Annotated in this window: 27 protein-coding genes and 1 pseudogene; 12 read left to right on the forward strand and 16 right to left on the reverse strand. The window is 44.4% G+C overall.

Annotated features, from left to right (window positions below; translation table 11 throughout):
- Positions 1-6: 6 nt before the first annotated feature.
- The 6 genes from traN to R8806_RS13470 all read left to right on the forward strand — a co-directional run bounded on the left by traN (position 7) and on the right by R8806_RS13470 (position 4576).
- Entirely contained in the window at positions 7-1005 is a 999-nt protein-coding gene (traN, locus tag R8806_RS13445) for a conjugative transposon protein TraN (protein ID WP_004322020.1), read from the forward strand.
- The gene (locus R8806_RS13450) at positions 1002-1559 is read left to right on the forward strand and encodes a conjugal transfer protein TraO (protein ID WP_004322018.1); all 558 of its coding nucleotides are present in this window, start codon (positions 1002-1004) and stop codon (positions 1557-1559) included. The genes traN and R8806_RS13450 overlap by 4 nt, the downstream gene beginning before the upstream one ends.
- Before the next feature lie 12 nt (positions 1560-1571).
- Positions 1572-2465, forward strand: coding sequence for a toprim domain-containing protein (locus tag R8806_RS13455; RefSeq protein ID WP_007841022.1), 894 nt, complete (start codon positions 1572-1574; stop codon positions 2463-2465).
- A gap of 5 nt (positions 2466-2470) precedes the next feature.
- A complete protein-coding gene (locus tag R8806_RS13460) occupies positions 2471-2980 on the forward strand; it encodes a DUF3872 domain-containing protein (protein ID WP_004322015.1) in 510 nt (169 codons plus the stop codon).
- On the forward strand, positions 2977-3498 hold the full coding sequence (locus R8806_RS13465) for a glycoside hydrolase family protein (RefSeq protein ID WP_004322014.1): 522 nt from the start codon (positions 2977-2979) through the stop codon (positions 3496-3498). The genes R8806_RS13460 and R8806_RS13465 overlap by 4 nt, the downstream gene beginning before the upstream one ends.
- A 94-nt stretch (positions 3499-3592) precedes the next feature.
- Positions 3593-4576: a phage exclusion protein Lit family protein gene (locus R8806_RS13470; RefSeq protein ID WP_004322013.1), complete on the forward strand. Its 984-nt coding sequence runs from the start codon at positions 3593-3595 to the stop codon at positions 4574-4576.
- A gap of 122 nt (positions 4577-4698) precedes the next feature.
- Here the strand turns inward: R8806_RS13470 and R8806_RS13475 are convergent, their stop codons facing one another.
- Genes R8806_RS13475 through R8806_RS13520 form a run of 10 tightly spaced genes read right to left on the reverse strand, consistent with a single transcriptional unit; the run spans position 4699 to position 8863 of the window.
- On the reverse strand, positions 4699-4902 hold the full coding sequence (locus R8806_RS13475; protein ID WP_008156960.1) for a hypothetical protein: 204 nt from the start codon (positions 4900-4902) through the stop codon (positions 4699-4701).
- Positions 4903-4962: 60 nt separating this feature from the next.
- The gene (locus R8806_RS13480) at positions 4963-5208 is read right to left on the reverse strand and encodes a DUF6956 domain-containing protein (protein WP_004322012.1); all 246 of its coding nucleotides are present in this window, start codon (positions 5206-5208) and stop codon (positions 4963-4965) included.
- The gene (locus R8806_RS13485) at positions 5205-5423 is read right to left on the reverse strand and encodes a DUF3873 family protein (protein WP_004322011.1); all 219 of its coding nucleotides are present in this window, start codon (positions 5421-5423) and stop codon (positions 5205-5207) included. Before R8806_RS13485 ends, R8806_RS13480 begins: the two co-directional genes overlap by 4 nt.
- 11 nt (positions 5424-5434) lie before the next feature.
- Positions 5435-5692 (reverse strand): hypothetical protein, encoded by a 258-nt coding sequence (locus tag R8806_RS13490; RefSeq protein WP_004322010.1) that lies wholly within the window; start codon positions 5690-5692, stop codon positions 5435-5437.
- 27 nt (positions 5693-5719) lie between these two features.
- Positions 5720-7054: a PcfJ domain-containing protein gene (locus tag R8806_RS13495; RefSeq protein ID WP_004322009.1), complete on the reverse strand. Its 1335-nt coding sequence runs from the start codon at positions 7052-7054 to the stop codon at positions 5720-5722.
- Positions 7055-7058: 4 nt separating this feature from the next.
- Positions 7059-7481, reverse strand: a complete 423-nt coding sequence (locus tag R8806_RS13500) for a PcfK-like family protein (protein WP_004322008.1) — start codon at positions 7479-7481, stop codon at positions 7059-7061.
- A gap of 17 nt (positions 7482-7498) precedes the next feature.
- Complete coding sequence (locus R8806_RS13505; protein WP_004322007.1) at positions 7499-8092, reverse strand: hypothetical protein; 594 nt, start codon at positions 8090-8092, stop codon at positions 7499-7501.
- A gap of 9 nt (positions 8093-8101) precedes the next feature.
- Positions 8102-8392, reverse strand: a complete 291-nt coding sequence (locus R8806_RS13510) for a hypothetical protein (RefSeq protein ID WP_004322006.1) — start codon at positions 8390-8392, stop codon at positions 8102-8104.
- A gap of 19 nt (positions 8393-8411) precedes the next feature.
- Positions 8412-8633, reverse strand: coding sequence for a hypothetical protein (locus tag R8806_RS13515; protein ID WP_004322005.1), 222 nt, complete (start codon positions 8631-8633; stop codon positions 8412-8414).
- An 11-nt stretch (positions 8634-8644) separates the two neighbouring features.
- Positions 8645-8863 carry a hypothetical protein gene (locus tag R8806_RS13520; RefSeq protein WP_004322004.1) on the reverse strand — a complete coding sequence of 73 codons (219 nt, stop codon included), beginning with the start codon at positions 8861-8863 and terminating at the stop codon, positions 8645-8647.
- A gap of 287 nt (positions 8864-9150) precedes the next feature.
- Between R8806_RS13520 and R8806_RS13525 the strand changes: the two genes are divergently transcribed.
- Both R8806_RS13525 and R8806_RS13530 read left to right on the forward strand, forming a co-directional pair.
- Complete coding sequence (locus tag R8806_RS13525; protein ID WP_173022975.1) at positions 9151-9318, forward strand: hypothetical protein; 168 nt, start codon at positions 9151-9153, stop codon at positions 9316-9318.
- A gap of 19 nt (positions 9319-9337) precedes the next feature.
- Complete coding sequence (locus tag R8806_RS13530; protein WP_183312870.1) at positions 9338-9583, forward strand: hypothetical protein; 246 nt, start codon at positions 9338-9340, stop codon at positions 9581-9583.
- Positions 9584-9889: 306 nt separating this feature from the next.
- On the opposite strand, the gene R8806_RS13535 is transcribed toward R8806_RS13530, so the two are convergent.
- Positions 9890-10915, reverse strand: a complete 1026-nt coding sequence (locus R8806_RS13535; RefSeq protein ID WP_124317461.1) for a site-specific integrase — start codon at positions 10913-10915, stop codon at positions 9890-9892.
- A 306-nt stretch (positions 10916-11221) separates the two neighbouring features.
- On the opposite strand from R8806_RS13535, the gene R8806_RS13540 reads away from it, so the two are divergent.
- Both R8806_RS13540 and R8806_RS13545 read left to right on the forward strand, forming a co-directional pair.
- Positions 11222-11617: a hypothetical protein gene (locus tag R8806_RS13540; RefSeq protein WP_124317462.1), complete on the forward strand. Its 396-nt coding sequence runs from the start codon at positions 11222-11224 to the stop codon at positions 11615-11617.
- A gap of 56 nt (positions 11618-11673) precedes the next feature.
- A complete protein-coding gene (locus R8806_RS13545) occupies positions 11674-12429 on the forward strand; it encodes a DUF4595 domain-containing protein (protein WP_151411714.1) in 756 nt (251 codons plus the stop codon).
- Between the two features lie 515 nt (positions 12430-12944).
- Here R8806_RS13545 and R8806_RS13550 read toward each other — a convergent pair.
- A complete protein-coding gene (locus R8806_RS13550) occupies positions 12945-13214 on the reverse strand; it encodes a zinc ribbon domain-containing protein (RefSeq protein ID WP_124316894.1) in 270 nt (89 codons plus the stop codon).
- 117 nt (positions 13215-13331) lie between these two features.
- On the opposite strand from R8806_RS13550, the gene R8806_RS13555 reads away from it, so the two are divergent.
- Entirely contained in the window at positions 13332-14369 is a 1038-nt protein-coding gene (locus R8806_RS13555; RefSeq protein WP_124316895.1) for a linear amide C-N hydrolase, read from the forward strand.
- Between the two features lie 50 nt (positions 14370-14419).
- Here R8806_RS13555 and R8806_RS13560 read toward each other — a convergent pair.
- Both R8806_RS13560 and R8806_RS13565 read right to left on the reverse strand, forming a co-directional pair.
- Positions 14420-14690, reverse strand: a pseudogene (locus R8806_RS13560) (MBL fold metallo-hydrolase); the annotation flags it as partial.
- 68 nt (positions 14691-14758) lie between these two features.
- The gene (locus R8806_RS13565) at positions 14759-15721 is read right to left on the reverse strand and encodes a hypothetical protein (RefSeq protein ID WP_124316896.1); all 963 of its coding nucleotides are present in this window, start codon (positions 15719-15721) and stop codon (positions 14759-14761) included.
- Positions 15722-16471: 750 nt separating this feature from the next.
- On the opposite strand from R8806_RS13565, the gene R8806_RS13570 reads away from it, so the two are divergent.
- Complete coding sequence (locus tag R8806_RS13570) at positions 16472-17905, forward strand: carbon starvation CstA family protein (protein WP_124316897.1); 1434 nt, start codon at positions 16472-16474, stop codon at positions 17903-17905.
- Between the two features lie 50 nt (positions 17906-17955).
- Here R8806_RS13570 and R8806_RS13575 read toward each other — a convergent pair whose 3' ends face one another.
- On the reverse strand, positions 17956-19179 hold the full coding sequence (locus R8806_RS13575) for a thioredoxin family protein (RefSeq protein ID WP_124316898.1): 1224 nt from the start codon (positions 19177-19179) through the stop codon (positions 17956-17958).
- A gap of 38 nt (positions 19180-19217) precedes the next feature.
- Positions 19218-19712, reverse strand: coding sequence for an SRPBCC family protein (locus R8806_RS13580; RefSeq protein WP_124316899.1), 495 nt, complete (start codon positions 19710-19712; stop codon positions 19218-19220).
- Positions 19713-19806 lie beyond the last annotated feature (94 nt).

Raw genomic sequence — 19806 nt, forward strand, 5'->3', positions numbered from 1 at the left:
CGTAAAATGAGTATCAAGAAAGTAATGACAATGTTTGCCCTGCTGATGGGCATCGCCTGTGCGAGCTACGCGCAGGGAGTGACGAACGACAGCACTGCCACCGCCAAGGAGGACGGGCTGGAACTGGTGAAGGACGTCTATCCGCAGACGGAGGAGGACGGCGACCTGTACCACGGTCTGACGAAAAAGCTGATGTTCGACCGCATGATACCGCCGCACGGCTTGGAAGTCACGTATGACAAGACCGTCCACATCCTGTTTCCGGCGGCGGTGCGCTACGTGGACTTGGGTTCGCCCAACCTGATAGCGGGCAAGGCGGACGGTGCGGAGAACGTCATCCGTGTGAAGGCGACGGTCAAGAATTTCCGCAACGAGACGAACATGAGCGTCATCACGGAGGACGGGTCATTTTACACATTTAATGTGAAATACGCCGATGAGCCGCTTATCCTGAACGTGGAAATGAAGGACTTTATCCACGACGGCAGCACGGTGAACCGACCGAACAACGCGCAGGAAATCTACCTGAAGGAACTGGGCAGCGAAAGCCCGATGCTGGTACACCTCATCATGAAGTCGCTGCACAAGGAGGACAAGCGCAAGGTGAAGCACATCGGCTGCAAGCGTTTCGGCATCCAGTACCTGCTGAAAGGGATTTATGTCCACAATGACCTGCTGTATTTCTACACGGAGATAAAGAACCAAAGCAATGTGCCGTTTGACGTGGACTACATCACGTTCAAGATTGTGGACAAGAAGGTGGCGAAGCGTACCGCCATGCAGGAACAGGTGCTGTTCCCGCTCCGCGCCTACAACTACGCCGTCCGTGTAGCCGGGAAGCGGTCCGAACGCACGGTGTTCTGCCTTCCGAAGTTCACCATCCCCGACGGCAAGCAGCTCGTGGTGGAGATGAACGAGAAGGACGGCGGACGCCACCAGACGTTTACCGTGGAGAACGAGGACTTGGTACAGGCTGAAACCATCAACGAACTGCGCGTGCGATGAAAGGAAAGGTACTGTTTATTGTAACGCTTCTGTTCGTCCTCCTGGCAGGACGGGCGGAAGCCCAACGGTGCCTGCCGAAGATGCGGGGCATCGAGTTGAGAGCCGGGCTGAACGAGGCGGACGGCTATGTGCTGGGAGCCATGCTTTCGAGCTACGCGAAAGGTGGGAACAAGTGGGTGTACGGGCTGGAATACCTGAAAACCAGCCACGGATACCGGAGTACGACCATCCCTGCGGCACAGTTCACGGCGGAGGGCGGTTACTACTACAACTTCCTCTCGGACGCGAAAAAGGTGGTGTTCTTCTACGCTGGCGCGTCAGCCCTTGCCGGGTACGAGACGGTGAACTGGGGCGGAAAGACGCTGTACGACGGGGCGAGGCTGAACAACAAGGACGCCTTTGTCTATGGCTGCGCCGCCACGCTGGAAATGGAGCTGTACCTCGTGGACTTCATTGCGCTGACGGCCTCGCTGCGTGAACGCTTCCTGTGGGGCGGCAGCATGGGCGTGTGCCACACGGAATACGGGATAGGCGTGAAGTTCATCATCAACTGAATGTGCGCCTATATGGATATAGAAGCGATGAAACGCTATCCGCTGGAGGACTTCCTTGCACGGCTGGGGCATCATCCCGTGCAAAGACGTGCCAACGCCATCTGGTACAGGTCGCCGTACCGGGAGGAACACACGCCTTCCTTCAAGGTAAACCCGGAAAAGAACCTCTGGTTTGATTTTGGCGAGGGCAAGGGCGGTAACATCTTCGCCCTTGCGGGGGAGTTCATCCAAAGCGGCGACTTCCTCACACAGGCGAGGTATGTGGCGGAGGTGGCGGACATGCCGTTGCAGGACTATGAGCAACGCCGCACCCCCGAAGTGCGGCAACCAGCCGGACACAGCTTCGAGGACGTGGAAGTGCTGCCCTTGCAGAGCCGGGCGTTACTCCATTACCTGCAAGAAAGGGGCATACCGTCCGCCATAGCCATCGCGAACTGCAAGGAGATGCGCTACTCCACGCACGGGAAACGGTATTTCGCCGTGGCTTTCGGCAACTGCGGTGGCGGCTACGAGATACGCAACCCGTTCTTCAAGGGCTGTGTGCCGCCAAAGGACGTCACCCTGCTGCCGTCAGGCTCTGCCGTTTGCAACGTGTACGAGGGCTTCGTGGACTACCTTTCCGCCCGTGCATTAGGCATCGGCGGCGGGGAGGACCACCTTGTCCTCAACTCGGTGTCCAATGTGGCGAGGGCGTACCGGCATCTGGACGGCTACGGAACGGTGCGGTGCCACCTTGACAACGACGAAGCCGGGCGGCGGACATTGGAAGCCCTGCGCACACGTTACGGCGAAAGGGTGTCGGACTGCTCCGGCATCTACGGCGGATGCAAGGACTTGAACGAGTATCTGCAAAGCCGTCTGAAACAAAACGAGAAGAACAACAAGAACATCAAACTTAAAATGTAACGGTTATGAACATGAACAAATTAAACAATACACGGAAAGTGAAAAGAAACATAGTAAAATCATTGGCAACCCTTTGTCTGGGGCTGCTCTCTGTATGCTTCACCGCCTGCGATGACGATTTGGACGTGACGCAAGCCTATCCGTTCACGGTGGAAGCCATGCCCGTGCCGAAGGAACTGGCGCAGGGCGAGACGGCGGAAATCCGTTGCGAACTGGTACGCGAGGGCGAGTTTGACGGGGCGGTCTATACCATCCGCTATTTCCAATACGACGGGGAGGGCACGTTGAAGCTGGATAACGGCTTGGTGTTGCAGCCCAACGACCGCTACCTGCTGGAGAACGAAAAATTCCGCCTATATTACACCTCGGAGTGCGACGAGTCGCAAAGCCTGACCATCACGGTGGAGGACAATTTCGGCAATGCCTGCGAGTGGGAATTGGAGTTCAACAACGACTCGGACGCGGAAACGGAGGGAGGCGTCGCTGTGTCTGACACCTTGAACGCCAGCCGATGATGCGCAAGGCGTTGCTCCTGCTGCTGGCGGCTGCCCTCTGTGGCAGCCTGCCGGCACAAGACACGGACAGCATGGCGGAACTGCTGGCATCGTTTAACAATCATCCCAAGGCTGACATCGCCGTTGAACTGATAAAAAAGTACGAGGGACTGCACGACCGTTCCGATTACCCCTACTACGGCTACGGGCATCGCAGGTTGCCCAACGAAAACCTTTCCTATGACATGACGGAGGCGGAAGCCGAAGCCCTGCTCCGCAAGGATTTGGCGGTGCGCTACAAGCTGTTCCGCAAATTTGGTAAAGATGCCTTGCTTCTTACCGTATTAAGTTTCAATGTGGGTCAAGGGGTATTGCTTGGTCACGGCGGACACCCGAAAAGCAAACTCATCCGCAAGCTGGAAGCCGGGAATCGAGACATTTACCGTGAATATATCGCTTACTGCCGGTACAAAGGAAAGCAGCACGCCATGCTATTCAATCGAAGAAAAACAGAATTTGCGTTGCTATATATTCCGTGATATGATTAAAATTCCTTGCGGTAAATAATTTCGCAAGGAATTTTTGCTTCCAATACAAATAAACATATTATCTTTACAAATAAATTTTCGAAAAATGAAAGAGCCGAAAGAAATCTATTATTTACCTGTAGAACAGTTATCTGATGATGTTATTCAATATATTGAAAAAGTTTTTGAGTTATTAGATGCTGTAAAAAATGATTGCAATAGCAATAATTTTTCTCGCCGATTTACTTTCATAAGAGATGAGAAAGCTATTAGTGATGTTGCGGAAATTAAAAAAGATAATAATAAATTAAATCATATATATATCAACGAAAATTTCTGTCAGTATTTATGGTCTGTTTGTGTCTATCTTATCGCATATTTTGAAAATGTTATACATATCCCTATGATGGATGCTGTTGGTATTAATAAAAATGGATATAAGCCCAATATGATAGATGTAGAATATGGCAATGATTGTTTTTTCAGAGGACGGCAATTATTACATAACTTTAATAGAGATGCATATTGGGTTACTCCAAATATCTGTAATCCGCAGCAATTTGAAAATATTATAAGCCATGCGAATGATGTCTATTGTGCTGCAATAGCATTTATATATGCTCACGAGTTTTCACATAATTATTTGGGGCATACACAAATACAGCAAACGCTTTCTCGTTCAATAAATGATGAAATTGCAGCAGATGATATGGCAATTAGCTTTATTCAAACTGAATATAACTCTGCATGGGGAAGAACCTATAAGGCAGGAATTGCAACTACATTAGCAGCCCTTTTATTAATGGGAGAGGATTCTATTTCTGGTGGTGGAACCCATCCAGATATGGATGTTCGAATAGAAAATTTGGTTACTAAACTGGAATTGCACGAAATGGATCTTCTTTGGGGCTATTTAGGGGTTGCTTTAAGATTATGGCTTCTTGTTTTTGATGGCTTATCCATCAAAGAGGATATGCAGCAACCGGGGTTTGGTTCATACAAAGAGATATATTTATATTATATAGAAAAATTAAAGATTGTCAGGCAACAACGTTATCCTACAATTATCAAACCAGACTGGGATATATAATTAATGACTTCATTGGATTTTTCCATCTTATCGAAGATGGGGGCAACGGTTTCTTTGCTACTTTCTTATCCGCCGACCTGCTCATGAAAGAAAGTAGCGGGCGGCAAGCCTGCCGCCCGATTTTACCGCTTTATCCTTTGCAGCACACGCTCAAGTGTGCGCTCGGCAATGGGGCGTGTGTCCTTGTTCCAAAGGTTATACCCGTGTACGGATATTCCCACGCTCCGCAAATCTCGGATATAACCGGACGCTTCATCTTGCGTGGGCAGGTAAACGAACTGCACCCATGCGTCCCTGCCGTCTGTCAGTATGAAATAGTATTTCATTTCGCTTGTTTTTTCAGTTGTTACGAATGGAGTGTGGGCGGTGTTTCCACCGCCACGCACTCAAAATTCCTTTATGTCGGCGATAGCCGTGCAGCGTGTGAGCCATTCCTTTACGCAGGGCATGTTGTATTCGGAAGTGATGACTGCCGTATGCCCGTTTATCTGCGTAAACCTCGTACTTTCATAGTCCTCCACCCATCCTTTGAGGCTGTCCGTTCCCCATGCGTCCGCATCGGCGAACATATTGTCCAAAACCTTGATAGGGTCGCTGAACGTCACTATCAGCGTTTCATATCCTGCGCTCATCGTCTGCCCTCCTTCGCTTTAATCCATTCGTCACGCAACCGCCTGCACTCGTCCAATGTGGGTTTCACGCAGGAGAACAGTTCTCCCGTTGTGGTGTCCCGATAGTCATATTGGTACATCGTGCGGACTTTGCGCCCGATTTTCAGTTGGAATTTCTCGTATTTCTCACCTGCCGTGCAGGTGCTTACTCCGTTAATAGTCATTCTTGTTGTCATAGCCTTATCAATTAAAATTCAACAATCAGTAATCTGTTCTCCAAACATTGGTCGGGGTCGGATGCCTTTTTCTGTGTCACCCACAGATGGTGTGCGCCATACCCGAATGCGAAAAGGGCGTTGAAAAGTTTCTTTCGGGCGAACACCTCCATTACCCCCCTTACATCCTGCTCGTCCTTTGTCAGTACAAGCGTGTTCAACAATTCGATGAACATTTCAGGCAGTTTCTCGTGCCACCCGAAAATCATGTTTTCTATTCTCACTTCCATATCAATAAGTATTAAGTTGTTAAACGATTACGCTGCTTCTTTCATCCGTTTCCGTATCTGCTCGGCATTGTCCTCCACCAATTTGATGATGCGGTCGTGGTATTCGGTGTTGGAGTTGCATACGCCACGGCTCTGCACCACTTTTAATGTCCGCAAGTCCACCTCCACTGTCTCGATGCGTCGCTCGTCTATCCGTGCGGAAAGTATCAGGGAGTTCTCATTGTTGTAGTAGGCGTTGGCATAGACGCAATGGTGCATGGCTTTCCCCTCCTCGTAGAACTCGTCCACGCTTTGCAGCACCTTGACGATGATTAGACCGTCCGTCAGTACAAGGTTGAGGAATGCGGCTTTCTTTCGGATATACTCGTCTTTCTCTTTCGCCATTTCTTCCAGACGCTTCCGCTCACGCTCCAACCGCTCGGCTTCCCACTCCCTGTGTTGCTGCTGCCGTTCACGCTCCAATTGGACTTGCCGTTTCCCCATATACAGGTCGTGAGCCGCCTTGAAATCGGGCGGGCATATGAAACGGGGGTTGCGCAAATCTTTTCCCAATCTCTCTAAGAGATATACGAGGTCGCACCACAATGAGATGTCGGTTATGGCATATTTATTCCGCATGGCTATCTTGTACGAGTTCCAACATCTGTCAAGTACCTGCGGACGGGAGAGGAAATAGCGCAAGTGTTCGATGTTGCCCGACTTCAGCAATGTTTCCGCACGGCTGTCCGAAAGGATAGCCTTGAAGAAGTCGTAAGGCAGTATGCCGTGCAGGTTGCCGTCAAAGCCATTTCGCTTAATTTCGGGGATAATCCGTCGGCGTGGATAGGTGCATATCGGGTCAATGTCATACACCTTATGCTGGTTGTTCCTGCGGATTTCCATCGGGCTGTCCTCGTTCCACAAGTCGTAGTAGAGAAGTGAAAAGCCACGCAACCTTGCCACTGTCTCGGACTTGCCGTCAGGAGCAATCCACCGCTGTGCCACCTCAAAGATGGAATACTCCGCCTTTTGCCCGACTTTCTGACGGCTCCTGACGAAAAAGAAACGTATTACCTGGTAGCCTTTGCAGGTGGTGATGATGGAGAAATACTCGTTGTCCACGAACACCCTCTTTCGGGTGTCCGTGATTTCCAATGCCGTGCCGCAGTTCGGGCAGGTGCATCCGCAAAGCGTGTCGGCAAGGCTGTGTCCGCTTTTCCATGCGTGTCCGCACTCCGTGCAGGTAATGACGCCTTTTGCAGTCCGCCTGCCGTAGTGCTTGAAACAATGGTGGAAAGCGTAGGTTCTCTGTGCGTTTGTCAGTTCGGGCAGGGTTGCGCTCAGACGGATGACTTCTTTCTGTATGGGTGTCTTGGGTTTCATAGGTTCAGAATAATGAAAGTTCAACTTGTTGTGCGTTTGTCTTTTGGTTCGCCTTAGCCTTGTTCCGGTTTTGCATCTTGCGCAGTTCCTCGTCTTGGTATTGGCGGATGGCTCTCTGCCTTGCTTCCGCCTTTTCCTCGTCCGTCAGTTCAACTCCGCATACCATGACTTGGCACGGGATTGGTTTGCCGATGTCGATGTCGTCCTCGTCAAAATAGTGTACCGCTTGCGACAAGACTTCCCCTGCGGTAACGCCTATGCCGTTGCCTCCATTGCATTGGCTTTTCGCCCAATGCAACAAATAGGTGATGCAATCGTCCATGTTCTTGTTCGGCTTGCTGTAACTTGCTGCAAACAGCTTGTCCTCCGCCGCACGGCTGTCCAAATAGGCTTGGATGGTCCGCTTGAAATGGTCTGTTCCGTTCATATCTGTATGTATTTTAGTTATTTGAAAAATTCTCCGTTGGATAAAAACTCGTATTCGTTGGCTTCGCAATCACGCTCAAAGGCTTCCTCGTTGCTAGCATATTCCACATCATCCCTGCAAAAGCGGAAAAAGCTGTCGATGCAGTCATTCATCAAGTCATACAAGTTCGTATGCTTGTCGGGGACTTTCAGAAAGTCGTATATGGGTTTCAGTATGTCCATGTCCGCACAATAACCCGTCAGCACACAATCATTGGTTACGGATATCCGACTTCTGCGCTGTTTGTGGAAGTCCTTTTTGTGCCAATAGGTCTTGGGCTTGAAAAGGTTGTGCCAATAGTTGTTCACGATGAATTTCAGCAACCGCACACCGCACAGTTCTTCCTCTTCCCCGCTGTAATTTGAGATGAATTGGAAATTATAGGTACAGGCATCATAATTCCACCTGCTTACCTTTACCTTGAAAATCTCCTCAAAGGCTTTCAACGTTGCCCTGTTGTCGGATGCGTCATATTCAAAGCCTTTCAACCACTTCCAATAGGCGTTCTCTTTCGCCTTGTCCGAAAGCTCGTCCACCTTGTAAACTTCGTATTTCCTCGTTTCCGTTCTCATAACTTTGCTCTATTGTTCGTCCAACATATTGTGATAAAACAACTCGTCATCCCGTCCGTAGATTTCCATCGTAGGGTTGTTGTCGTTTTCCGCAGGGGACAGTCCTTCCACCGTTTCGGGGTTCAATTCGTAGTCGCAATAGATGACGTTCTCGTCCATACCGATATGGCTGTTCACGTCTTTATCTTCCCATGAAAGAATGATGGATTTGGCTTCTTCATAGCTGTTCGCTTTGATGGAGAAGCGGGTACGTTCCCAGCAAGTTACCTTGCAATCCATATAAAAGTCAAAAGTTTCCATTGTCTGTAATTTAAGATGGTTATACGGTTTTCTGTAAAATCTCTATGTGGTATTGGGGCGGGCATTCCAAGATGAGAAAGGCGATGAAGTCCTTTCTTGCCTCCTTGTTCAACTCGTGGTACAACCTCCTGAATGAGGAAAAGTTACCGTTGATGCACACCTCTACCATATACTCGAAGATGTTGTCCACCTCGTAATACCTGCATTGTTGTGCCACTGTCTTGCTGTGTCTTTTCGCCATATCCGTATGAATTAAAGGGTTAATAACCAAATGAAAATTCCGATAGCTGCCACTACTGAAAGCAGGGCGGTGAGGATGCCGAACATGAAGTTCAACATACCCAGCAGGATTTCCCCTGCGATGCCCACCGCCAAACCTCCTGCGCAAAGGGTAATGCCCCATGCTGCTCTCACCATTGCGGACAATACGCTCCGCATAGCCTTTCCGATGTCGTTCAATGTCATTCTCATATCTTCCAATTTTTAGATTGTTGTTACTTGTCTTGCTCGGATGGGGAGGTCGGGTCGAGTCCTTTTTCTTTTCGCCTCTCCGTATGTCCGATGTCTCCTTGTGACGTCTTCCGACCGCGCACCGGTCGTTTTCGTTTCAGGGGAAAAAGCAAAGGTCAGGGGAGTAGGTTCAGCAAATTTTTTCGACAGAATACTACCTGAGCCTGCGAAGTGTGGAGATTGTGGCTAAAAAATTTGTGTTCCTAATCCCGTCTTTACCTTTGCCCCTGCAACGAAAATGACCACTGATGCCGTCTGGAATGGCGGCATGGGGACATTGGCATACACTTGGAGAGACGGAAAGGAAAAGGGGGAAGTATGTGAAATGGCGCAACGCGCCACAGGAAAATCGAAAGGGCGGCGCAACTGACAAGGGAAAGCCTCGCTTTCCTGCCGCCGTGACGGAAGTCCCGTGACCGTCATTGTCATGCGGGCATGGCTTGCGGTCGCGGGTGTTCCTCCGGCGGCATCTGTCTGAAAATGGTCTTGCCTGCCATTGCTCCGATTGGCAACGGCAGGGCAAGACGGTTGGAAGACAGGCCACACATGACAGCCGGGAATAGTCGCAGGAGCAGATTCACGCTTGCCGTGTCCTGCATCCGGCGGCATTTCCGGCTGACAACGGAAACGAAAAAAGAAAAACGAATAAGACGGTCTTGGCCGTTCAGCACAAGCACATAAAAGAAGTGTCCGCGACGATGGCAGTGTCACTGGTGACATTGTGGTCGTCGTGGGCTTTTCTTTGCTTGTGCTGCTTCTGAAATGGGCTTGCGCACATCAAGCCGGAAGCCGTTTTCAGAACAGGAAAAATGATGGAGGATAAAATTTGCGGGCGAAATAAAATTGCGGGAAATTTTGCAAAGACGGGGACTGTTTTGTACCTTTGCAAAAAGTAAGGACGTTCTTTCGCTTGATGCAAAATGAGGCAGATTATAGAAGTTCGCTGGTTTCTAAACCGTTAACAAGTCTGTTTTGTTTCTCTGTTAATTATCTCATAGCTTGAAAGATACAATTTTTATTGTGTCTTGCAGTGTGAAAAGTTATCGTTTTGTTTATCCCGCTATTTTGCGCCCACGTTTTTAATACCACGTTGATATAAGTGGGGTATGGTAGATAGAAAACCTTATCGGTATCTTTGGCCTCGCCCCGTTCTGGCATCCATTTTAAAGCCTCACCAGACAGGGGTAAATAAAGGGTCTTTTGGGTCTTCTTCATCACTATTTTTGCCCGGTATTGCTCGCCATCCTGAATAATATCTCCCCATGTTAACGCCTGAATATCACCCAGCCTTAACCCACAAAAACAACTGAACAAATAAGCCTGTTTGGTTGGCTCGTTGATACACGTTGAGCCGATCAGCTTTTTTATTTCCTCAACGGTCAGGTATTCACGTGTGCTTTCTGGGATCTTTATTCTATCATCTGAATTTACTTTTGTGATGGGGTTGTAGGGTATTATTTCTTCCTTCACGGCAAAGTTCAAGGCACAATTCAAGCACCTAAAATAACCTGCCGTTGTGACCTTGGCCATGAGTTTACCATCTTTCCTTTTGGCATTGTTCAGGTAGTCAATAAAGCCCAAGCAAAAAGCTTTATCAACTTCTTTCATGGTGACGGTTTCACCCTTGTACTTGATTAAATGTTTGATCGCTTTATCTATTTGAACGTGGAAAGCGGCACTTTGCCCCGTTTTTAACTTGTGATCACTATAATACCTCATCCAGTCTATTAGAAGCATTTTTGATCGTGTGGTAGTCTTTACCACTCCCGCCTCATCGTTTGTTAGTTCTATGACTTTTTGAGCCTTGATAGCGTTTGCCGCTTGTAGCGTGTTTAGATTCCTTACCTTAGCTGTCTCGTCTGTTTCTGGAATAAGGTAGAGTTTTAAAAACTCGTACTGCCGTTTACCATCCCTGTAAATATCCAAGTACAGGCTTTTGTTACCGTTTGCAAGCTCTTTGAATCGTAGTCTAATAGGCTCCTTGGCCTTGACCGCTTTCTTTTTCTTTGCCATGATGTTTTCTGAATTGTTACCACTACAAAGATAGTCATTTTTTGTTACCCGACAATGACGAGTAACAAACGAGTAACAAAAATGACACAAAAATAATAAAAACAAAGACAAAAATAAGTTTCTAGAATGTCGGCAAATGCTGTTTAAATTACTGATTTTTATTGTTATTAATTGGCTTTTGTTTGAGTGTGATTTTATCAGTGTAGGTTATTGGCGATACCTCTTGTAAAATAAACTAGCAATTCCCACACTTCTTTATTTATATTAATCACCCTTGGGGGATTGGGGTAAATAATATCCAGTTGTATGCAAAAGGTGCATGACATTTTTGAAGTTAAACTTTCTTGGAAAGGGATAAAAAAATTGGAAGAAACCAAACAAAAGCTCCATGATTTTTTGGTGTCCCAAGGTTGGCTATTCAATTCCATTGGAGACTTTTTTGAAAAAAACAATAAAGTGATAGAACTCCAACCCAAACTATCTTCTAGTTCTATATTTCAATTCCAAATTGGCAATGAGAACTATCCTATTAAAGAATTTGAAAAGATAAAAGAATTGTTACTACAAATGATTCAATGCAAGGATATTGAATATTTAGAAATTCAAGATATAAACCTAAAAGAAAGTGAAGAAGAGTTCAAAAATTTCCTGCATGAACAATCGCTTACTTACGATAAAGGGGAATGGCATACTTTAAAATAATAGAACATTTATATTGTTCTTAATATCAATTATTTACAAAATTCAAATTTAACACTATGAAAAAGATTTTTACTTTATTAGTTATGGTTGCTTTAGCAGCTTGTTGGGTGTCATGTTCTGATGATGATAATGACAATGAAAATTTTGGCAAAAATGGGAAAAGATTGATTAGAGAAATGCACACAGAGCATGGATATGAATTTTTTATAAAATTCGACTATGACAAAGATGGATATATTACAAAAATCGAAAATGGATATTATAAAGAAATTTGTACAATATCAAGACAAGAAAAAAAAGTTACATACTACTATGATGGGGAACTTAGTGAAATATCTACATTAAATGATAAAGGATACGTAATTTCAGAGGATTATTGGGATCAGGAAAAATGGCGAAAAGAATATACTTATGAATATGATAATTCTGGTCAAATGATTAAAGAAATGGATTACGAAACAGAAGATGGAACAATATATACATGGAAAGACGGAAACATCATATCAAAAGAATATACAGATCAGGAAGATAGTGCTGAATATGAATACTATACTGAATATGAGAATAAAAGTAATATAGATCTTGCACAGATACTTTATTTATGGGAAGATGGTATATCTATAGCTGATTATTGTGGTAAAATAAGTAAAAATCTATTAAAATCATGTACGCATACAGGAAGCTATTGGGAAAGATATGAGTACGAATATGAGTTTGATGAAAAAGGGTATGTTTCTACCATAAAAGAATACCTAATGAAAGGTGGAAATAAAAAACTAAATCAGTTGTACCATATCACTTATGTGGAATAAATCATAAATAAAGGCAAAGTTCAAATTTAGGAAAAGATAGCTTTCAATTTGAAACCTACTTGCGAACAATAAAACAGCCATATCAAACTCTTTTTTGAGTAGAAATATGGCTGTTTTTTTACTCACTAATCCCCATTTGTGATTTGTTAGAGCAGTCATTTTTAAATTTGATCCCTCTTTTCCATTAAATTCCTATTCCCCTTCACAACAATCAAAACCAATCAATAACTTTAAAAATAATGACCTATGAGCAACACTAGCTAAATACCAACCACCAACACTTCAATCTGTAATATATAAGATATAAATACCATTGAAGTGTAGAGGATGAGATAATCAGTAGAACATCATTTTTACTTATTATCTCATGAATTTACTTAGAAATTTTCCTTACAACTAAGTAAAAAATCAATCACTTTAATAATTTTAAGTTGAACTATGAATCTGACATACTGACATATTAATAATTTCAACTATCTAATTTTGTCCCCCATATAAAAATAAAGATGATTGCATTAAACAAAGCAACTATATATCAAATAGTTGCTGTTGTAGCTCAGGGGTAGAGCACTTCCTTGGTAAGGATGTTCCATATCTTTATTAAATTCATCAAGGAATTGCAGACAATGGTCAATCATCTCGTCCATCGCACAATCTTCAGTAAAAGCCCCGTCACGATAGCAATAAGAACAATATTCTCCATTCTTGGAACCATCAGCATTACGACCAAATTGTTCCTCTGCCGTCATCGGCATCCCGCAACTCTGACAAAATTTGTTTTCCATAATCTAGGTTTTAGGTTTTAAATTATAGCAAATATATGAATTTTATCATCTTGTATAACTTTTGAGGAACTTATTACACGCTCTATCCGTTTAATATATAAATCAAAAAGGATAGAAATGAAAACATTATTTATTGTAACATTATTGATAGCAGGAATGCTGACAACATACACTCAGGCTTGTACCCGTGTGGTATACCTAGGTAAAAACGGGATGGTCGTGACAGGCCGAACCATGGACTGGAAAGAAGATTTAAAATCCAATATTTACGTGTTCCCCAGAGGAATTGAAAGAGCGGGGGCGGACAAGGGGAACACGATTCATTGGAAATCAAAATATGGAAGTGTCATCACGGCGGGATACGACATCGGTACTTCCGACGGGATGAATGAAAAAGGTTTGGTCGCCAATCTCCTATACCTGACAGAATCCGATTATTACCGTCCAAACGACACCCGTCCGGCAATGGGGATCAGCATCTGGACGCAGTACGTGCTTGACAATTTTGCAACCGTGGATGAGGCCGTAAAAGAGTTAAGCAAAGAGACATTCCGGATAGACGCTCCGGATATGCCGAACGGGGCGAAATCAACTTTACACCTAGCCATTTCCGACGCATCGGGGAATAGTGCCATATTTGAGTACATCAAGGGAAAACTCATCATACACGAGGGGAAAGAATATCAGGTCATGACAAACTCTCCCTCTTACGAACAACAAATCACGCTAAATAATTACTGGCAACAAATCGGGGGCCTAGTGATGCTACCGGGGACCAACCGGGCAGTAGATCGTTTTGTCAGGGCATCATTTTACATCAATGTCATCCCACAAACCGACAATCAACGAGAGGCTGTAGCCGGAGTTTTTAGCGTTATACGAAACGTATCGGTTCCGCTTGGGATTTCTACCCCGGCTCAACCTAATATCTCTTCCACCCGCTGGAGAACGGTCGCAGACCAAAAAAATAAAGTATATTTCTTCGAATCCACGATCACGCCCAATGTATTCTGGATTAACATGAAAGATCTGGACTTTTCCGCGGGGGCACCTGTCAAGAAATTAAACCTCGCAAACGGAGAAACCTACGCTGGAAATGCTGCCAAGGATATGGTAAATAGTCCCTCGTTCAAATTCCTATTTGAAGTGATATAAAAGATTTGACAAGAGGGAGAATTCTAAGTCTTCTCCCTCTTATTTCCTTATCATTGCAACTGCCGGATTCGTACATCAATTCCCGCAACATCTTTCAAGGAAGATTTCAATTCTTCCACGTTCGTCTCCCCCGTAATGATAGGGGTAAAGGACATTAGGTTTTATCACCAGTGCCGCACGATCCGCTTGGGGAACCGTCATCGTGTAAGGTTGATTTACAAGCAGAAAAGCGATATCAATATCCTTCAAGTCTTGCATTTCCGGAATATCTTCAGTATCCCCAGCCACATACACTCTCGTTCCCCCGAACGTCTTTAAATGATAACAAGCATCAGATCGCAAATTTACGTCCGGCCTACATCCAAAGGTATGAGTTATTTCTCAATAAATTATAATGTCGAAACCAACTCCCGTTGTTTTCGAAAGAAATGAATACGTTGCAAATCACCACTTTCCGAGATCAAGGTAGAAAAACGCTTCAACGATGAAATCCAGTTTTTCACGCTATCAAACGTTTTGTCATCCAGAGAAGCCACAGAATTCAAGGTAAAAGCTTTTATTAATGTCAACTTACACTTCCGGGTTTGGACATACGAGTAGGTCGTGTCAAAATTAATATTGGATATGTAGAAACTGATCCTGTTCCCGTTATCGAATTTTCCCCGGGCAGCTAGTCGCTCCGTGTAATCCAAGAACTGATATAATTCCTCTTTCAATTCGCGTACATCATCATCAGAAATCAAATTCACACTCGAAAAATATTTAATGTCGTTAATCAAGTACACGAAGATCATGTTATCAAAGATGTAGCAAGAATCCTTTACCCGCTGGGTTTCTATAACAAAATTCTTTTGAATTTGTACCATCCGCTCCGGGAAAATAATCTCGTGCAATGGCTGCACGGCATTCAAACCGTCATGCTGGGCTTTCCACTTGAACAGGTAAAAACGAGTCAGGAATTTATATTTCAAATAAAGCGCCTGTGGAAGGATATTGGTAGACGAAGCCGCCTCGGAATAAGCATTCGGCTCAATCGAACGGAAAACATCCACAAAATTATCCATCATATCAAGATCAATTTCCAACGGGTTGATAAATTCCGTCAATTTCAACTGGAAGGGCCGACTTTTAGGCGAAACCGACTCCAAAATCCCGTCAATCGAGATATTCATTTCTTTAGAAATTTGCGCCGTTTCCAACAAGGTAAACGGGACATCCCCCCGTAGGCGCCGATAAATGGCCTCTTTGCCAATACATAACAAGTTCCCTAAAACATTTGCCAAATTTTCTTCATGAGGAATCTTCTCCCGGATGGCTTTCAATAAATTATCATGTAAAACTTCCTGTTTCATTTTATCTCGTTCTATAATCATCAACTATAATCATAAACCTATCAAACTTCCACCATATTATCGAAAAACGCCTCAGGATTTTGCCGATCAGCATACTTTCGCCTTTGGATAGACATTTCGGACGAAAACATATTGGGATATTTTAATTTCCCCCGACTAAGATATGTTTTTTTCTAAATAAATGCAAATGTACTTCTTCTCTTCTGAGATAAAAAACTCAATTCTACGGAGAAAAATTTCCAAGATGAATTTGTAAAAAACAAGACCATTTTTCACTTAACAAAGCTCTCAGCGCTTTTTGTTTCAAAAATCGAACTGATGTATGTCAATATAAATCAACATTTTCAAAAATGGATACAAAAATCCATCTTCCCGATCTATTTAGAAAAGATCTACATAAATTTCCACCCGGATTTCTATCCGAATTCACAAAGCTCTGCCTAATTTTGTTACAAACAAACGTCTAATGAAAAACACATTAATTTACATAACAATGATTTGTTATATCATCTACGGCCACATCCAATTCCACATCCAGAAATAATCCGGAATGTCAGACAGGGAATCTGTTCCTATTTTTCCTGTAAAACGGATTATACCAATATCGTGTCCCTTGGCCGGGCGATCAGCTCCAGAGCAACCTCAACACCTACACACAGCCTGACTGATCGCCATTTCTTTTTTCATTTTCAAGAATTATAATATACTACATTTTTTATAACTTTGTGATCATGAAAAAATTCCAAGCAAATGCTAACATTTATTATCTCTATCGGTCTATTAATCGTTGCTTATTTTACCTACGGTAAATTTGTTGAACGATTTTTCGGAGCCTCATCCGCAATAGAGACTCCGGTCAAACGCCTAGCAGACGGCGTGGATTATCACGAGCTAAAACCTTGGCGCATTTTCGTTATCCAGTTTTTGAACATCGCAGGCCTAGGACCTATTTTCGGGGCCATACTAGGAGCGGCTTACGGTCCGATGGCTTACGTGTGGATCGTGATCGGTTGTATTTTCATGGGAGCGACTCACGACTATTTTTCCGGTATGCTTTCTATCCGCCACGACGGAACAAGCCTACCTGACATTGTCGGGAAATACCTTGGAAATAACGTGCGTAAATTCATGACATTTTTCACAGGATTCTTGTTATTGGCCGTGGGGGTCTCTTTCGTGAACGGGCCGGCGGATTTACTCGGCAACTTGACAAACATGAGTATGACACCTTGGCTATATGTTATCTTTGCCTACTATATTCTTGCCACGTTGCTCCCCATCGATAAAATTATTGGAAAAATATACCCCTTCATGGGGCTGGCATTAATATTCATGGCTGTCGCGGTGGGCGGCTATTTACTTTACGGGGGATTCTCCGGAAAACTCTATCTCGAAGAATTAACCTTCGACACGATGAAAAATATGCACGCAGATCCGGCAAATAACATTCTTTTCCCGATGCTATTTATCGTGATCTCCTGTGGGGCCATTTCCGGGTTCCATGCCACGCAATCTCCCATGATGGCACGTTGTATGACAGATGAAAAATATGGGCGCCCCATCTTTTACGGAGCCATGATTTCAGAAGGAATCGTGGCCATGATCTGGGCTACCGCTGCCATGGCATACTTTGGAGGTGCGGAAGGCCTGAATGCCGCTGCCACGGCAGGAAAAACGCCTGCGATTATCGTGGATGCAATCTGCAATTCGTGGTTAGGACGTTTTGGCGCGATTATCGCTATTATCGGGGTTGTTGTTTGCCCGATTACATCCGGAGACACAGCATTCCGTAGTATGCGATTGATCATTGCTGACGCTTTAAAATTCAACCAAAAACCGATCAAGAATCGTCTTATCGTTTCTATCCCGATATTCATCATCGCCTATTTACTTTGTAACGTGGATTTCTCCACGATATGGAAATACGTGGGCATCGGGAACCAAGTGTTAGCCACCATCACGCTATGGACCGCAGCCACCTATTTGGCTAAAAAAGGAAAAGCTCATTGGATGATGTCTATCCCCGCCACGTTTTTAAGTATCGTATGTACGACCTATTTCTTGATAGCCCCTTACAAAGTGGGTGGCTTGTATCTTTCCCCTTCTATCAGTTACCCGATAGGAGCAATCGTGGGAATCGCTCTTTTCGTTCTGTTTATCACGAAAATTACTAGAAATAAATAAAACAAGGCCGCCCGTGCGTGGGCGGCCTTCATCACACAAAGAAAACATTATTAATTCATTCGAATAGCTCTAACTGCTTTTCCCCCACTTCTTTTCTCTCCCTCTGCATTATATTTCTCTTCTTCCATTTTCGCCTTATCCGCTCCAAGCGTATCCCCATTTTTGGTCAACAAGCGAGCTTTAGAATTCATCAAATTAGCTTTGGCAAAATAATCTTTTGTCTGGGTACATCTGGCATCGATCCAATCGATTCCCTCCTGCACGAGAGTCTTGTCGTCACAACCGGCTAACGCCTCGATATTATTTTGGAAATACATTTGCTCTTCACCATTCCTGAACACGTTGTACTTGAATGCCTCACGCATACTATTCAACATTCCTTTATAATCACCTTTCCGAACATACTCGGCGGTGTATAAACTAGCCAAAGCTCCCGGGATAAAAGCATAATCCAAAGACTGAAGTAATTTAATCAACTCGCCATTTCTAGCCTCGTCAAACTCCCCGTTTCCCGGACGCCAATACGTAATTTCAGCCACGGCTCCCTTGATCGAATTTTCCAATTTATAGTCAACCACCTCTTTACCGGCCACTTCATAGAAACGTCCAATATTCGCAATCACTTGACGTATAGGCTTTGATAATGGATCGCTCACGTTCTTTTTGATCAACTCCCAATTATCCTTGGTCACAATCTCATCATCCGACAAGGCATTCAAATATTCAGCGGCAACAGCCCCTTGTTTTTCCTGCATGTAAGCAGAGGATAACGCCGTCAAATAACGACTTAATAAATCCGTATTCCGCTCCCCAGCCTCGTATCGCTTCGTCAAGCCTCTCAAATTATTTTGTGGATCTTTCGCAATCTTCCCACCTTCCATTAACCATTCGGCGGAACCGGCCCCAACCATCTTATGAACCACCTGCTGCGTGTTCGGGTCCACGAAAACCAAAGTTGGGAAGGCCTTCACTTCAAATTTATCTTTCAACATCACACCATCCGCATCCTTTTCCATATCATACTTCACGTTCACGAAATCCGCATTAAACTGATTCCCCACGTCCTCACGGGTAAATACCTGTGATGACAACATCTTACAAGGCCCGCACCAAGAAGTGTAACAATCGATAAATATCAACTTTTTCTCTTTCTTAGCCTTTTTCAAAACTTTCTTCCATTCTTTCGTCTGTTCGAAAGTAATCCCCTTGCTTTGAGCCTCTGCGCCCCAAACAATCCCGGCCATCAAAACGATTAATACAAATAATTTCTTCATTACATAAAACTTTAATTGAACATCCTCTCGTAATATCACTATTTAAATTTCTTCTGCAAGCTGGCAATAATCGTGTCGAACTCCTCGGTCATTCCTTTCTTGAATTCTGGCGAAAGTTCGTCAAACCCATTGTAAACAGACAACACGACCTCACATTTTTTGTCTCCTTTGGGATGAACTTCAAAAGCATAAACCCACTGTTTATCGCCCGTGTAATCCGATCGGACGACAAAATAACAAATCTTGAAGACATCATAATCAATCACGCTGATATATTGACTCCTTTTTTTACCATCTTTCCCGGTCAACTCGATTTTAGCATTCAAAGCTTTCTCCTCGCAAGTAAATTCCTTCACACCTGAAAACTTCTTGTAATTTGCCGGCTCCGAGATGTAATCCCACACTTTTTGAGCAGATGCTTTCAACACAATCTTTTTCTCGATAGCAGGCGGTATTTTCTTCGCTGCCGTCATTTGTGCCGAAGCCAATCCGGACATGCAACACATCAATACAAAACAAAGTAATATTCTCATTTCCTTTACCATTATATATTCTAAAAGAAGTAGGGAGATGCATGCAAAGAACTGTGTGATAAGAAGAAGCATTTACTCCCAACCTTACACGCCA

The organism is Butyricimonas faecihominis, assembly GCF_033096445.1.
GTDB classification, from domain to species: domain Bacteria; phylum Bacteroidota; class Bacteroidia; order Bacteroidales; family Marinifilaceae; genus Butyricimonas; species Butyricimonas faecihominis.

Excerpts from the sequence above, each read along its gene's own strand:
- R8806_RS13465 (WP_004322014.1), top strand. The coding sequence starts at position 2,977 with ATGATGCGCAAGGCGTTGCTCCTGCTGCTGGCGGCTGCCCTCTGTGGC.
- R8806_RS13555 (WP_124316895.1), top strand. The coding sequence starts at position 13,332 with ATGAAAACATTATTTATTGTAACATTATTGATAGCAGGAATGCTGACA.
- R8806_RS13580 (WP_124316899.1), bottom strand. The coding sequence starts at position 19,712 with ATGAGAATATTACTTTGTTTTGTATTGATGTGTTGCATGTCCGGATTG.
- R8806_RS13515 (WP_004322005.1), bottom strand. The coding sequence starts at position 8,633 with ATGGCGAAAAGACACAGCAAGACAGTGGCACAACAATGCAGGTATTAC.
- R8806_RS13510 (WP_004322006.1), bottom strand. The coding sequence starts at position 8,392 with ATGGAAACTTTTGACTTTTATATGGATTGCAAGGTAACTTGCTGGGAA.
- R8806_RS13500 (WP_004322008.1), bottom strand. The coding sequence starts at position 7,481 with ATGAACGGAACAGACCATTTCAAGCGGACCATCCAAGCCTATTTGGAC.
- traN (WP_004322020.1), top strand. The coding sequence starts at position 7 with ATGAGTATCAAGAAAGTAATGACAATGTTTGCCCTGCTGATGGGCATC.
- R8806_RS13480 (WP_004322012.1), bottom strand. The coding sequence starts at position 5,208 with ATGAGCGCAGGATATGAAACGCTGATAGTGACGTTCAGCGACCCTATC.
- R8806_RS13455 (WP_007841022.1), top strand. The coding sequence starts at position 1,572 with ATGGATATAGAAGCGATGAAACGCTATCCGCTGGAGGACTTCCTTGCA.
- R8806_RS13485 (WP_004322011.1), bottom strand. The coding sequence starts at position 5,423 with ATGACAACAAGAATGACTATTAACGGAGTAAGCACCTGCACGGCAGGT.
- R8806_RS13450 (WP_004322018.1), top strand. The coding sequence starts at position 1,002 with ATGAAAGGAAAGGTACTGTTTATTGTAACGCTTCTGTTCGTCCTCCTG.
- R8806_RS13530 (WP_183312870.1), top strand. The coding sequence starts at position 9,338 with ATGGCTTGCGGTCGCGGGTGTTCCTCCGGCGGCATCTGTCTGAAAATG.
- R8806_RS13565 (WP_124316896.1), bottom strand. The coding sequence starts at position 15,721 with ATGAAACAGGAAGTTTTACATGATAATTTATTGAAAGCCATCCGGGAG.
- R8806_RS13535 (WP_124317461.1), bottom strand. The coding sequence starts at position 10,915 with ATGGCAAAGAAAAAGAAAGCGGTCAAGGCCAAGGAGCCTATTAGACTA.
- R8806_RS13575 (WP_124316898.1), bottom strand. The coding sequence starts at position 19,179 with ATGAAGAAATTATTTGTATTAATCGTTTTGATGGCCGGGATTGTTTGG.
- R8806_RS13505 (WP_004322007.1), bottom strand. The coding sequence starts at position 8,092 with ATGAGAACGGAAACGAGGAAATACGAAGTTTACAAGGTGGACGAGCTT.
- R8806_RS13540 (WP_124317462.1), top strand. The coding sequence starts at position 11,222 with ATGCAAAAGGTGCATGACATTTTTGAAGTTAAACTTTCTTGGAAAGGG.
- R8806_RS13470 (WP_004322013.1), top strand. The coding sequence starts at position 3,593 with ATGAAAGAGCCGAAAGAAATCTATTATTTACCTGTAGAACAGTTATCT.
- R8806_RS13520 (WP_004322004.1), bottom strand. The coding sequence starts at position 8,863 with ATGAGAATGACATTGAACGACATCGGAAAGGCTATGCGGAGCGTATTG.
- R8806_RS13475 (WP_008156960.1), bottom strand. The coding sequence starts at position 4,902 with ATGAAATACTATTTCATACTGACAGACGGCAGGGACGCATGGGTGCAG.
- R8806_RS13460 (WP_004322015.1), top strand. The coding sequence starts at position 2,471 with ATGAACATGAACAAATTAAACAATACACGGAAAGTGAAAAGAAACATA.
- R8806_RS13545 (WP_151411714.1), top strand. The coding sequence starts at position 11,674 with ATGAAAAAGATTTTTACTTTATTAGTTATGGTTGCTTTAGCAGCTTGT.
- R8806_RS13490 (WP_004322010.1), bottom strand. The coding sequence starts at position 5,692 with ATGGAAGTGAGAATAGAAAACATGATTTTCGGGTGGCACGAGAAACTG.
- R8806_RS13525 (WP_173022975.1), top strand. The coding sequence starts at position 9,151 with ATGCCGTCTGGAATGGCGGCATGGGGACATTGGCATACACTTGGAGAG.
- R8806_RS13495 (WP_004322009.1), bottom strand. The coding sequence starts at position 7,054 with ATGAAACCCAAGACACCCATACAGAAAGAAGTCATCCGTCTGAGCGCA.
- R8806_RS13570 (WP_124316897.1), top strand. The coding sequence starts at position 16,472 with ATGCTAACATTTATTATCTCTATCGGTCTATTAATCGTTGCTTATTTT.
- R8806_RS13550 (WP_124316894.1), bottom strand. The coding sequence starts at position 13,214 with ATGGAAAACAAATTTTGTCAGAGTTGCGGGATGCCGATGACGGCAGAG.